General features: G+C 60.4%; 6 protein-coding genes. 2 read left to right on the top strand and 4 right to left on the bottom strand.

The genetic code is table 11. From position 1 onward, the window contains the following. Positions 1 to 139 precede the first annotated feature (139 nt). The 3 genes from AC3ERS_RS29165 to AC3ERS_RS29175 all read right to left on the bottom strand — a co-directional run bounded on the left by AC3ERS_RS29165 (position 140) and on the right by AC3ERS_RS29175 (position 9,629). On the bottom strand, positions 140 to 5,701 hold the full coding sequence (locus tag AC3ERS_RS29165) for a DEAD/DEAH box helicase (RefSeq protein ID WP_431971322.1): 5,562 nt from the start codon (positions 5,699 to 5,701) through the stop codon (positions 140 to 142). Next, positions 5,698 to 6,591 carry a hypothetical protein gene (locus AC3ERS_RS29170; RefSeq protein WP_431971323.1) on the bottom strand — a complete coding sequence of 298 codons (894 nt, stop codon included), beginning with the start codon at positions 6,589 to 6,591 and terminating at the stop codon, positions 5,698 to 5,700. The genes AC3ERS_RS29165 and AC3ERS_RS29170 overlap by 4 nt, the downstream gene beginning before the upstream one ends. Positions 6,592 to 6,779: 188 nt before the next feature. Then, positions 6,780 to 9,629 carry a hypothetical protein gene (locus AC3ERS_RS29175; RefSeq protein ID WP_431971324.1) on the bottom strand — a complete coding sequence of 950 codons (2,850 nt, stop codon included), beginning with the start codon at positions 9,627 to 9,629 and terminating at the stop codon, positions 6,780 to 6,782. Between the two features lie 814 nt (positions 9,630 to 10,443). Here AC3ERS_RS29175 and AC3ERS_RS29180 point away from each other — a divergent pair. Further along, a complete protein-coding gene (locus AC3ERS_RS29180; RefSeq protein ID WP_431971325.1) occupies positions 10,444 to 10,989 on the top strand; it encodes a DUF4365 domain-containing protein in 546 nt (181 codons plus the stop codon). After that, positions 10,986 to 12,245 (top strand): recombinase family protein, encoded by a 1,260-nt coding sequence (locus tag AC3ERS_RS29185; RefSeq protein WP_431971326.1) that lies wholly within the window; start codon positions 10,986 to 10,988, stop codon positions 12,243 to 12,245. Before AC3ERS_RS29180 ends, AC3ERS_RS29185 begins: the two co-directional genes overlap by 4 nt. A gap of 662 nt (positions 12,246 to 12,907) precedes the next feature. On the opposite strand, the gene AC3ERS_RS29190 is transcribed toward AC3ERS_RS29185, so the two are convergent. Further along, the gene (locus tag AC3ERS_RS29190) at positions 12,908 to 14,092 is read right to left on the bottom strand and encodes an NAD(P)/FAD-dependent oxidoreductase (RefSeq protein ID WP_431971327.1); all 1,185 of its coding nucleotides are present in this window, start codon (positions 14,090 to 14,092) and stop codon (positions 12,908 to 12,910) included. Positions 14,093 to 14,100: the final 8 nt, after the last annotated feature.

The raw sequence follows: 14,100 nt of genomic DNA on the forward strand, positions 1-14,100 counted from the left end.
CCCGCGCCCCCGAACCTGAACCGGCGTCCGACACCTCTCTCGTCCTGATCTCCTTTGGCGCGGGATATTCGGTCCTAAAGATGGACAGGACCGTGAGCGGTCGAGATCGTGACGCCGGTGGCGAGAACAGCCTAAGTCGCTATGACAGCATCTTGAGGACCTGGGCCGTCGCAAACGGCAAATTCCTGGCGATTACCATATCGTCGATCAGCGGCACTTGGATTCCGCCGAACTCCTTGGCATCGGCAAGTTCCTTGGTCGGCGGCATATCTGGCGTCAGCGGTCCGTGCACGCCTATAATCCACTGCTGCGCACCGCGCATTGCGAGTATCGGCGCCTCTACAGTCCCGATACCCGGCACGTCAACCGCCGCCTTCCGCGCAAAATGAATGTCGCTTAGATCGCGGCTGTCGAGGTCGGTGAAGAGCTTGTCAGCGGCCAGATCGAACCTGATCTGGTCGAGCGTCGGAACCGTGCCGTACAGAAGGTGCCGAAGCAAACTGGCACCGACTTTGCGGTCGAGCAGGCCGTGCTCGAAGCGGTTTCGGAAGCTCCGGAGACACTGGTAGCAGGACTCGTCGCAGTTAGCCGGGCAGGACTCCAGTCGCTCCAGTGTCTGCTCGAAGATTGTCAACCCGAAATCACGCACCCGCCGCGTGAACCCCGCGCCACCGGCAAGCGTGTCGTACAGGTAGATCTCTGCTTCCAGGCCCTCATGCCCGCGCGGCGTGAGCGCTGGTCTGTACTCGGCCTGTAACTCGGTTGCCTCGACGCCGAGACGCTTCGTGGCCGCGATCGTCAGTGCTTCGGCGATCGTTCGGAGCGCGACGTGGGTAGACAATAGCGCGGGCTGAAGCTTAACCGGACTATTTACCCGCAGCCGTACGAGCAGGACGTCCGAGATGAAGTCGGTACCGAGCACCAAGCCGCGCGTCGACATCGAGCCAGGGCAATCCGGGTTGTCCTCATCGGGGTATGGCTTCTTGTGCGTACCGAAGACCTCGCCAGTGGCTTGCGCCGTTGGCTCCACGAGACCGCACATTGTGCAGTAGTTGTAGCCCTCGTTTCTCGGCCCAGTGTTGGTCACCAGCAATGTCGACCGCTGGTATGTCTGTTCCAAGCCGTCCGTGACGGCAGTCCAAGCGCTCTCTTCGCTCGGCCCTTCGGCGACCAGCTTGGCGCGGGTCGCGTAGCTTATCGCTGGCGCGTCATCTGGGCTAGTGCCGGGCTCCTTGGTAACTCTGTGGGCGAACCCTGGCGGACGCATCCAGTTCATCGCCTCGCCGAACTTTCCCTCCGAGCCACACGCCGGGCAGTCCCGCTTCTCACCACGCTCGGCCTTACTCGGTGGTAGGTGCATCGCATAGTGACATATCTGGCACTCGAAGTAGAGCCAACGCTGTTGCCATGCCTTGGACCGATCCGAGTGCACCGAGGAATAGATCGCCCCCGACGTCCACTCCTTATTGTCGATCCAGACGACCTTGCCTGGCGCGTACTGGCTGAGTGCGACCGGGAGCCCTTGGCTCGGGGCGTAGCGAAACTCCGTGTGGAAGCGCTCAGACTTGTTGGCATCGAACACGTGAAAGGATACGACGTCTGTCGGGAACGCATAGCGCGGGAGGACACCCTTGTAGAGCAGTTTGTCCAGCAGGTTGGTCTGGCTGCGGGGCTCGCTCGGCAACTCAGCCCCATCCTCGGCTGGCCCATCGGCTTCAACGTCCATGTCTTGAGAGTCCGCGTCGCCTTCCCCCGGGTCGGGCGACTCCCTGTCCTCTACAACGAGCGCCCAGTCGATGTCTTCGAGCGTCATAGTCACGATGCCGTCGAGGATCATAGTCTTGGCGGGGCCCAGTTCTGCGGGCAGCCATCCCGCCACTTCTGCACGAAGCGCCGCCTCACATTCCTTGAGCCATTCCTCGAAGTCAGTTCGATTGAGGGTCGAGGACTTGCCGAGAAAAGCCTTGACGCTGCCGAGCACCTCAAAGAGCTGAGGCTGCTCCTCTGGGGCGATCGTAGGGAGACGATCCTGGTGGTACCGCTGCAGCAAGTACGCTGTGACATGCCGTCGGGCAATTTCGCCGTTGTCCATCGTGAGGATCGGGTCCTCGACCTTCCCGCGAATCATTGAAGCGGGGTCGCGGAAGTAGTGATCATCATGCGTGTCCGCGCTGCCGAAAGCGAGCACCGTTGCGACTGCGGACCCGCGGCGGCCCGCGCGACCAGCTCGCTGTTGATAGTTTGCCCGTGACGGCGGCATGTTTCGCAGGGCGACGCCCGATAAGCTGCCAATATCGATTCCGACCTCCATGGTCGTGGTGCACGAAAGGACATCGATCGCCGGCTGCTCCTGCTCAGTGGAACCAGGCAGCGTGACATTCACGTCCTGGAAGAGCAATTCATACTGCTCCGCCCGCGAGAAAACCTCGTCGGACTGCGCTACGTTTAGCTGGGCTGTGTGCTCACGTGCAATAATGCTCATCGGTGTCTCGGGCGGTTCCTTCAGCGCCCGTACAGAACTGGCGCGATAGTAGCCCTTGCGCGCCTGAAAGACCTCATCATGATCCGGGTCCAATGTTCGGACAGTGTCCTGGCCGCAACTCACGCACTTCGCGCGTCCCGGGAACGGACGCTGCGTGTACCTGCACCGCTCGCAATAGGCCCACATCCCTCCCGTACTCAAGGCGACCTTGCTAGCGGAGAGGCGGAACTTCCCACCGGACACCGGCTCACACAAAGCCAGCTGCAGCAGGGGAAGCCACGCGCGAGCGAACTTCTTCTTCGCAGGAGGGGTGCCGAGCCACCGATCCAACGCCGCAAAGTTGCCCTTGTGCGGTTTGACGCCCCCTTTTATTTTCCACCACTCCCCCTCGGTCATTGAGGAAAACCAAATCCCTGGTGATGGATTCGACCAATGCGATAGCCACAATCGAACAAGCGCCAGCCGCGCCTCATCGGTGGTCGCGATGCCGTCGATGGCGGGGAGCTTCGCCAGCAGATTTTCGGTCAGTGTCCCGGTCTCGCGGAGCGACGCCAAGCCCAGCGACGAAAGGCCGTAGTATTTGTCGGTCAGCGTCGCGTAGATGGCCCGAAGTAACGACAGTGGCGGCACAGTATTAAGCATGATTAATTCGACCAAGGCAGCGTGGTTACCGTCCAGCGCACCCTTGTCGATCGCCTTACCAACATCATTGAGAACGTGGATGGATTCGGCCTGCCGTAGCTCCGGTCGAAGCCGGACCGACAGCCGATTTGCTCCGACCATTACAGCGAGAAACAGGTTTTCAAGGTTCAGTTGATTGCTAATGACCTGTTGCGCCTCAAGGTCACGCCATCCCCGAAGGATCAGCGGACGGATAACGTCGCGCATCGAGTAAGTCTGTAGATTTGGCGCCAGCCGGGCCGCTACCTGACGGGAATCGGCGAAAGCCAGCACTTTGCGACCCCGAAGGGGCGCAAAGTCCGAGTATTCGCGACTTGGCGGTTGCACTTCAATCTGACGAGTCACGAGTGCTTGGAAAGGCTGGTCACCCTTCGTCTGGTGGTCCTGCACCGATGACCGTCCAAAGCCCGCCAACCGTCCGCATACGCCGCACGGCTTGAACTCACCGTTAGCCTTCGTCTCCTCCTCGTCATCATCCCCAAATATGACTGTCTCGCCGCCACGCAGCTTAGGAATGGCGAGCGTCCGGAACCGCGAACCTAGCTTCTCAGGGTTGAGTCGGCCCGTGACGAGATCGAGATCAGCAGTCTCAATATCTGCATCGCGCGACGGATTTTCGAGTAGGAGGTCGAGAGCGAACAGTTCGGGGATGGTGCCCGCCGCAGCTTGGAAGGCACCGCCCTGTTCGTGCCACAAGAAGGTCGGCTCAGTCAAGTCGTCGGTATAGGCGCGAGCATAGGACGAGCCACAGTGCCGACATGTGTAGTATTCGAAGACTCGCGCTCCACAACCACAGGTCGCCTGGGGTTGTGCGTAGAGTTTTCCGATAGGCCCCCGCCCTGGAAGCTCTTCGTCGTTAAGCTCGGAGCAGTCAGGAGCGAGACACGCCCAAAGTCCAGGCAGACCTCGGAAGAACGCATGCACACGACATGGAAGGAGCCCGGGCTCGTCTGGTCCAGGACGGGCAGCGCTCCCTAAGGCGATGAGCGTTGTGACTGCCCGATCGGCGAGCAAAGCATCGGTGTCCGGGAATAGGGCGGGCCCGAGTTCGCTGACTGGCTGAGCTTTCTGCATGGTCTCGTTCACCGCCATGCTCATCGGGCCGAAGCTCTTGAGCGCGTCATACAGTAGTTCCGCGACCGGTGTGGCGCCTGGCGTGACGCCACGATATGCAAGCAGGCCAGTAACTGCCTCAAGCCGCTCAGGATCGTTGTTCCCGTCGTAATAGTCCGTAATCGGCACTGCCGCCAGCGCAACTGCATCTTCGGGCTTCCCGGGAACCGCGCCCGTCCGCAACCTCAACTCGCCCTCGACCGTGCGGAACTCGGTTTCATCCTTGCCGCTAAGTTGGGCGGCAAACTCACGGGCGTACCCAGCACTCGCGAAACTTGCGCTGGTAGTGATGACCTGCAACCGCTCGGGATCGATACCAAGACGCGCCCGAAGACGTCGGAGCAGGAGCGCAACCTCGGCGCCCGCGGCACCGCGGTAGAGGTGTGCCTCGTCGACGATCAGGAGGAAACGCTCGTCGGGATTGTCTGCGAGCCACTGTTGAGTAGTGTCAAAGACCGGCCGCTCGAGCGGCCGCATGAGCATGTACTCCAGCATTGAGTAGTTCGTGATCAGCACATCCGGCGGCGCGGCGAGCACTTCGTGGCGGGTCAACAATTCAGGGTCTTCAGGCTGCATAACTGCGCGAATGAACTCGCCAGCGTTGTTTTGCCAGCGCGTGCCCTTCTCGCCGTACCACTTCTTGATATCGGGCTTGGCCGGCCACTTACCACGAGACTGCAGCTTCTCGATCAATTCGACCGCTTGGTCGTGCCATTGCGAACTCGAATCCTTCGCACGGTCGTAGAGCAACACATAAAAGTCTTCTATGGATCCGAGTCGCTGCTGGTCCCGCTTGGCAGTGCGCACCCCGGGGTACAGCGTCCGGCTGGTGTAACGGGCGAAGCGAGCCGGACGGCCGGCCCACGCCTCAAACTGCGATGTCACCCGCGGGTCGCCCAGCAGGAGTCGCATACGACCGAGTTGGTCGTTCACCAGTGCGTTCATTGGGTAGAGGACTATGGCCCGCACCGCGGCGGTTCGGAACGATTCGGGGTGATGCGCCGCTTCGCCTGCGAGCTTTGCCAGCATCGGTAGCAAGAACGTTTCCGTCTTGCCAGAACCGGTACCTGTAGTCACCGCGAGACTGGAGCCGTCGCGAGTTGACCACTCCAGCGCTTGTGCCTGGTGGGTGTATGGCGGGTCATACAGCAAGGCATCAAGGCCGCCTGCCTTCTGTGTCAGGGGCACGAACAAGTCCCGGACAGCAGCGTCTAGATCAAGCTCTGCAAATGTCCGATTCGTGGTGTAGCGCGGTGTGCTCTCGATGTACGGTTCCCGGAATAGCACACCTTCGGACTCTAGAAGTTGACGACGTTGTTCGATGACTGTCGGATGGCCTACGTGGTACGTCGCCTCGATGTAATCCCGGAGCGCTGCCTGAATCTCGGCAACTGTTTCGGCGATCGTTGGCCCATCAACTGTCACTGTGGTCCCTCCTTTACTGCATCCATCCAGAGCATGTCACTCAGCAGTCGTTCTAGGGCTGGCATCGCCCCACTGGGTATGCGGAACGAGAACAAGGCACCCGACGGTTCTACGAGCGGCAAACTGACCAGCTGAAGGTAACGTTCGGTGAACCCGGGGATCGGCGAGAAGAACTCGACGGCGGTCGCACTACCTACCGCGGGCGCCTTCCGATAGAACTGCGGCACGCCGCGCACCGCATCCATTGCCATTTGCGTCCTCCAGGCTTCGTCGCGTCCGGGGGTCGTTGGATTATCGATCGGAAACTCGACGAGCTTCTGTAACGACCCGGCCTCCAGCCTGACGAGGCACCACAGGTCTGCACCGTACGCCTGCGGTCGGCGTGCCACGAAGTCACCGGTGTCCCCCGGCTTCGGAGGACGCCACCGTCCCCTGTAATACCGGACCGGGGTGCGCGGATCCAAGACACGAAGCTCCGAGATCTCACCACTCGGCCTGGCGGCGTCCAAGTGCTTACGGAGCCGATGCAAGAGAGCCTGAGCATCTTCGCGGCGCGGGCTCGCGACCCACTGCTCACGATCGATCAGCTGGAGTCCAGCGGCAGACATTCGCTCGGCCGCTGTCTCGGGATCAAGGCGGATGCTCCGGAGGTGCGCATCCTGCTCGATCGCATCACCGAGTTCTTTGTCCACGAGCGGCGCCCCGAACGGTCGAATCCCGAGAAGAAGGTAAGTTCCGGGCTCACGCTCGATGTACGAAGGCGGACCGAGGTACAAGAGCCGGACAGAACTGTCTACGTTGTGACGGAGTTCGAGCAAATCTCCCCCTGCCACAAGAAGATCGACCAACCCCGCCAAATCGTCACGCGTGACGGCGTCATCGGCACTCACGGGCCGGACAGCCCCGAGGACGGCGTCGACCAGGCGGCTGGAGCTAGTCGGGCACATGAACGACGCAGCACGCCGCAGAGAAGCTGCAAGCCCCTCAGTAGCAGTAAGCGCTATGCGGTCCGGATCAAGGCCAAGTACCCGAGTAGCCAAGTTGGACGCTTCATCCGGGGACAGGCTCGACACTCTCATCAGAAGCCTCGCCCTGCAGTCTCAGTATTGATGGACCTAGTGCCGAGTACAGCGAAGCGTGCCGCGCGCAATAACACTGGCGACGCCACGACCCACTCCAGTAGATAATCGAGGTCGCAAGCGTTCCATTCGGTTACATCGCCCGGTCGTCCGGCGAGGGTCAGTACGAATCGTGCAGCTGAGGGCGTCTTGATCCCGTTTCTGCGGAAGGTGGACTTCATTACCTCAGCGAAGCCAGCCTCCAGTGTCTGTGGGGTGAGCCATAGATACAGGTTGCGCCCGATCTCGGCAGCGAGAAACCTATGTGCGGCCGATACGCCGACAGCACTCTGCATCTCGTCCAAGTGGTCCACTAGTTCGTCGGCTCGCTCGACCGAGCGTTCCACCTGCGCCCAGTGCGCGCCGCAAATCGACATGACATTGGCTCGCGCGATAGCTTCGAGTGCGACGTGCTGCTGGTACACCGCGAACGGGTCTGCCGGCAACTGCGCTGTTGCCCACCTCCGGTGCGCATGGATAAACCGCCTAATGTCGTTCGGCGACTTCCCATAGCAGGGCACATACGGCTGGAGCTTTCCGAGGGCAAACACCGCATTCGGGTTCGTCGGCGCGATCACCAGGACCTCGGATTCATCAGACGTGGCACGCAGCAAGCCCCCTCGCGGCGGAAGCACAACGTCTACTCCAAAGGTATTGCTGATTGCATCGAGCGGTGCATCTACGGCAAAGAACTCGACCGTCGCGCGACCGCCATCCGTACGGTCGTGCAACGTAGCAACAACGGAGCCATCGCGCTCCTTGCCAAACCGCCAACGAAACGGTTGAAAGCCCCGCTCACAGCTGAGCGAGACAGCGCCGACGCCCCAGCGGGACACAGTGAGCACGCAGGACTCAGCCTCGTCATACGAGTCCTTGAACAGTTTGTCGTTGCGGATGGACTTCGTGCAGGCCGTCCAAGCTTTTTCAGTGAGCGGCAACCGTACCGTTCGTCGGATCTTCACCAACTCGCTACCTTCACCGCCCAGCAAGCTTACGGTCAGATCTGCCGCGGCACCTGGAGGTCCATCGACGACAACTGTTGCGCGCTCGTCCCATAGCTCGGCGAGCGTTGGTCGCGCTGGCGACGCCAGCAGCCGCATGCCTTCGCCCCTGGTAGCACCTTCTGGCCGCACCTGCGGATCGCGGATCGTGATTGCCAAAGAGCCCTTCGCCAGTTCCTGGCCAAAATTCCGGTGAAATGTCGCGGTGACATCGTGAGTACCAACATCGAGTCCTTCTAGGGAGATGATCAACTCGGACTCACCGCCAGGCCACTGCACGAAGTGCGAATCGTTATCCACCATGAGAAGGCAATGAGACGGCAGCGAGTCAGCGCGGATCCCGACGATGGCGGGTTCACCCGGGAGCCATTCGACCGCGCCCTCGCCGTCCCAAGCACTGGCCACTATGCCGACTGGCCGGACTGCGAGACCCGACAAAGTAGAGATACCGTGCGTCACCAAGAGCGCGGTGTCAGCATCAGTTAGGCGATTTGGCATGTCGATCTCGTACGCACTCACCCCAGATGCCCGAATCGGAACCTGTCGACACCATGAAACGTTCGGGGCAGCCTGGGTCTCCAGCCCGACCAGGATGTAGCGATGGCCAGCGCGGACGATCTGTCGCTTAACTTCGATTGCAAGCCCGGCGCCCTCGCAGCGGTATAGCCACCACGGACCACGCGTCATGACGCATTGATCCTCTATCAGGCTATTCACCGGGTCGGTCCCATGCTCCAACTGCACGAACGGCTTCGATGGATCCGGCCACATGTCGAAGCGTACTTCCTGCCCGCCGAAGATCAACGCTCCGGTGGGAACCGGTCTCCGTGCGCCAGTCACACGCGCGCGCATCGTCCGCAGTTCGTCGTATGCCTCCGGCAATCGCTCGCTCAGCGGTATCAAGTCCGGCAATTCGGCATAAGCGTTCCAAACGCCGTCGAGATAGCGGAGAAAGAACCGGGGATCGGTGGGCGCCGGCAATCGCTCCCGCTTAGTCTGGTAACCCTCCCTTTTCGAGTCAGTGGCCTTCTTGAATCCTGATGCTCGCACCCGGCTTGCGGCCTGTTGTGCCGACGCCAGCCACAAGCGTGACTGTCGCTCACGCGACAGCCCGTCTACCAGCCGCTTAAGCGTCGAACTGACAAGATACGGCGAGCTCTCGTCTTCTCCCGACAGCAGCGCGGCCGCGACTTGGCCAAGGAGCGCCGTATTTTGGCAGAAGATCCGAAACCGCTCGGTGTACCCCTGCGACCGAACGGCTAGCCGAATGCCGAGTTCGACGGGATCGTCGAGGAGCGATGAGGATAAGCCCGTACGGAACTCGTACAGAAGTTGCGCGAGCTGGCGCTGCAGGTAGGTTGGCAGTACAGCATGCGCGATGGGCCATGCGATTATCGTGAAGTTCTTGGCGAAGGCTCCGGTTGGCACTGCACCGCCATATTCGTCTGCAAACTTCAGGAACCGGTCCTTGATCCAGCGCCGTTGATCGCTGTGCCACCCTGGCGTCGACTCCTCGAAACTCGGCCAGTACTCGTCGCCGACGTAGTCGTACCCCGACTCCGCCGCGTAGACGACGAACGGCAGCCACGACAGACGATGCCTAGCAGAAAACCCCTGGGAGACAGCGTTCCGAACACCGCTGAGCAGAAGATCATAGTCCGTGGCCCCCAGATCGTGCTCCAATGCGAAAACCGGTGACGCTGGCTCCAATTGTTTGCGTGCTTCACTTAAGATCCGGAAGTGGCTGTCGAGCTTGGCGTGGACGTACCGCAGGACCTCGACAGGCTCGCTCGAAAGTTCAACAGTCATAGTTGGAACAACCTCCATTCCGAGCGGCCTACTGAAAATCCTGGGTAGTTCCCAGCTTGCCGCAAGACCGCCTCCCATGTCGGTGTAGTTCGTTTGCGGCGTGTCGGAACCGGTTGTGCCGCACAATGTTCGGCTCGTGACCAGCGGGTTGTTGAACCGGTCTGCGCCGGAAGAGCTGAAGGTTCCGGTCGCGCCACTGCTGCCCAAGTTCACCCCGCGCCCGCAGGGCAGGAGCACCGCACCAAGCGACGAGAGGACAGCGCATCGGCAATTCGCTGTATGGACCGATGAGCCAATGGCAGCGCCTGCATCGCGTGCTCGTCGACGAGCTTGGCGGCCATGGATTGAATGATGCGTCGCGGGTGATGATTGCCACGACGTCGGTGGGAGCCGAACGGGGCATAGACCAGGGTCGAGCCCAGCCGACTGCGGCAAGCTTGCTCGAAGATGTACGTGTGTCTGCCACGCTGAAATCCCCCTGTCGGTGGGCGCTTCGGCGGCCAACATGGACAACGCCGAAGCGTTGAAACTGCTCGTGTAGCCGTCCCGGCGATCCGGTCGCGACGCAGTCCGAGGCGACGCCAGTCCGGCAAGGTGCACCGCGGTCGTCGAGTTGCAGCGATAGATTCAGCCTTGAAGTCGATAACGTAGATTGCGCCCGACCCCCACATGGTGGCGGCCGGTGAGCGGCAGCCACCCGAGTGGCACTGCTGCTCAAACACGTTGCCGCTCAGCGCTCGCCGAAGATCGCAGATGCTCGACGAGATTCCACATCTACTAGGCAGCGCAATCAGAGCTGTGGTAGATAATCTGCGTGACCGATGTTCTACCTACAGTGCACGATTCGGATGTGCCGTATGGGAGTCTGGCACCGCCACAATGCAAAGAGCAGCTTTCAGTCGTTTACGCCCATGCTGTGGCAACTGCCGCACGGTGCAAGTTGGAGCATATCCGAATTGATGATGAAACAGTCGATGCAACGGTTCGACAGGTCGCCGACCATAAAAAATATAGAAAAACCTCCATTGATATCCAGTTGAAATGCTCCTCGTCGACGGAGGAAAATGATGAATACGTCAAATGGCGGCTTAAAGACTACAACTACGACGACCTTCGCGACCCCTGTCGAATGAATCCAATTATCCTGATTGTGGTCATGGTTCCAAAGAATTTTGAATCATGGGTCAGTTTCGATCCAGATAGATTCAGAATAGAAGCACGCGGATACTGGATTTCTCTTCGCGACTGGGGAAGTATCTCAAATACTACTCGTACAATAAAAGTTCCAAAAAAGAACCGGTACGACGTATCGTCCTTGCTGGGCATTATGAAACGTGTCGGCGATGGAGGTACGCCTTGAAATCGGAGCTTCTTAACGAATCGCTTCCAGTCGACCTCAAAATTACGCCGCATATCCTAGGGACATTCCTGTCAAGTTCGGGATGGATTCTCGAGGATGCAGACGATATATCCGAGACTTGGCATCACGGCGATGCGCAAGATCGTCCGAGTATCAGACTACCTACCACAACGCGACTGCGCGATTTCCCGATCCGATTCAATGAATCACTGAGGACACTCTGCGAGATAAATGACTGGAGCATTGAGCAACTTGCCAGTGCGGTGATTCAAGTTCGATCGGACGTGCTACTTTTGCGAGCCGATGAACTTATCCGGTACGACAGCATTCCAATAGTCCAGGCGCAAGACCTTATCGTCGGCTCGGTTAAATTGCTCACCGCAGCCGCTCGATCAACAATTGAGCCGCGGCCGACACATCGCGGTCGGGCCTCAAGTGCAGTGCGAGCGTTCATGAACGATGACGTTCGAATGGGCCATACTCAGCGTGGAAGTTTTGTCGTTTCGATTGTGACAACCCTCGGAGATGGCGACGCTATCAACAGTCAAGATGGCGTGGATTACAGCGGAGAAGAAGGCAGCAGCGCTGGTCGCAACTTAGAAGCTGGCATCGTTTCTCGTGAGAGTGCTTCCAGAACGAATCCCGAATCCGAAAGTCGTGACCTCTCAATTGCTTCCTTTCAGCGTCGCGTCATGTCGACTTTGGCGAGGGCGCTGGCGGTGGTGCCAAATTTGAACATTAGCAGTGGCACCGCTGACCTGGACTTGGCAGTTGATTCTGGCGTAAGCGCCGAATTGTGCGACGCATTGCATACAATGACGAGATTTGAAGGATTACGCGCACTCGACATTAATTTCAAGTGGGCGCCTGCCGAACCTGTGCATCATCCACCTGTTACCCGGCTGACTTTGGACAGAGACACAATACCAGGACTTCAATACTTGACGGAAACGTTCCGGCAACGTGATGCACCGCCTGTCAGGCAAACTATCTACGGATACGTAGTCAGACTGGAGCGTGATCAGTTTACAGACAACGAAGACAAGTCAATCGCACTTATCCGGGGAGTTATAGGACGCAGCGAGCGGCGGCAGATACGCGTAGTTATCGATGGGGCGCTACATGCGATGGCAATTTCTTCGTACCAAAATAAAATTCCCGTTCTTCTGACCGGCGACTTGGAAAAGATCGGCCGAGACTACTGGATGACTGGCGAAATTAATCTAGTCCATGCACCGTTCAAGACCGGATACTAGACATAAGAAGCCTCATGCAGTCGTCACACCACCTATCGTAATTCATCCGATCACAACTGCCGACCTAGTCTCACCAAAAAGCCGGGGCGACCGGCGGGTCAGGAGGCTTCCCAACCGCAACCACAATCCGCCAGACGGAATCGGGAGGGCAGTAGCCGCGGCGGGCTGCGCCGCGAATGGACCGGGTGCCTACGCACCTAACGGGCGCTGCTCGTCCCCAGAGCTCGCACCCGCGGACGGGCAAGAAGTTCGTCCGTCCCGAAAACCTGATCGTCAAACGACCCGCTGAGGTCGCCGACCGCACGGATGCCGGGCACTGGGAATCTCAATGTTGTTGTCAAGCGGCGGTTTTTGTCGTTTGGGTGGCGCTTCGTGTTGTGGCGGCTTTGGTCGCGTGGCACTGCCCAGAGCACTTCGACGCTGCGGTGGGCCGGAGCGTAGGTTCTTGCGGGCGCGGGCGGACAGTTGAACTTTCGACGCGAGGATAGGAAATGAAGCGCTTCGTGAGACAACAGAAATCACCATGCGGTGAGACACGATGAAGTAGCACTGGTCACAGCATCAGCAGATGAAGTCAGCGCTGAGACCCTACAGTTGTAGGTCTCAAAAAATGTGACGAACTGTGTGGTCGAGTCCGACACCTTGCCCCGTCCGGCGCGGCGTCACGCGGTGAGGGCGCGGGTCGGCTCGGCTGTGGTGATGTGTCGGCGACGGGACGGGAGCATCGATGTCGGGTGCGAGATGCTCCAGACCGCGCTCTTGCAGATGAACTCCTTGAGTCGCGCGGCCGCCTTGCCGGTGAGAGCGGAGGGCTTGGGCTGGTCTTCGGGGGTGACCCACTGCACGATGGCGTCGCGGCGGCCGAGGCTGATGCACTGGGCGGTGTAGCCGATCGAATTGCGGGGGATCTTCCGGCCGGTCAGGCGTGCGGCGATGGCATCGGCGGCCTGGTAGGCCGTAGGGACTCCCGAGGCGCACGACATACGCAGCGGATCGCCGTTCGCCCCGGGAGCGAGCGCGGCGTCGCCGACGGCGTAGACGTCGGGGTGCGAGACCGACCGCATCGTGTCGTCGACGACGATCTGCCCGGTCGCCGACACCTGCAGGGTGGTGGCCGCGGCGATCGGGTGGACGGCGAAACCGGCTGTCCATATGGTCATTTGGGCCGGAATCGTGCGACCGCCGGTGGTGACCGCGCCGGTTCGCTGGACGCGGGCGATCTCGGTGTTCTCGTGCACACCGATGCCGAGCCGGTCGAAGACTTTGCGCAGGTGCTGTTGGGCCTTGCCGCTGAGCCAGGCGCCGAGGCCGCCGCGAGCAGCGAGGACGACGTCGAGATCCGGTCGGGCTTCGGCGATTTCGGTGGCGGCTTCGATACTGGTGAGTCCACCACCGACGATCAGTACCGTCGCACCCGCTCCCAGGCTCGCCAGACGCTCGCGCATCCGTAGCGCGGACTGCTTGCCTGCGATGTCGTAGGCGTGTTCGGCCACACCGGGCACACCGCAGTCGGCGGCTGCGCTGCCGAGGGCGTAAACGAGAGTGTCGTATGCGATCTCGCGTGAGCCATGGGCGGCGACGATGTCGACCGTCTTGCGGTCGGCATCGACCGCGGTCACCCGTGCCAGCTGCACTCGCACACCCGTGTCCGCGAAGACGTCGGTCAGCACGCGGCTCTTCAGCTCCTGACCTGCCGCCAGCTGGTGCATGCGGACCCGCTCGACGAATTCGGTATCGGCGTTGACGAGGGTGATTTCGACATCGGCGGGGTGCAGCCGCTTGGCGAGGCGACCGGCGGCGTTGGCTCCGGCGTATCCGGCGCCGAGAACGACGATGCGGTGGGTCATGGTCTCAC

The sequence above is a fragment of the Nocardia sp. bgisy134 genome, assembly GCF_057708325.1.

Excerpts from the sequence above, each read along its gene's own strand:
- AC3ERS_RS29175 (WP_431971324.1), bottom strand. The coding sequence starts at position 9,629 with ATGACTGTTGAACTTTCGAGCGAGCCTGTCGAGGTCCTGCGGTACGTC.
- AC3ERS_RS29190 (WP_431971327.1), bottom strand. The coding sequence starts at position 14,092 with ATGACCCACCGCATCGTCGTTCTCGGCGCCGGATACGCCGGAGCCAAC.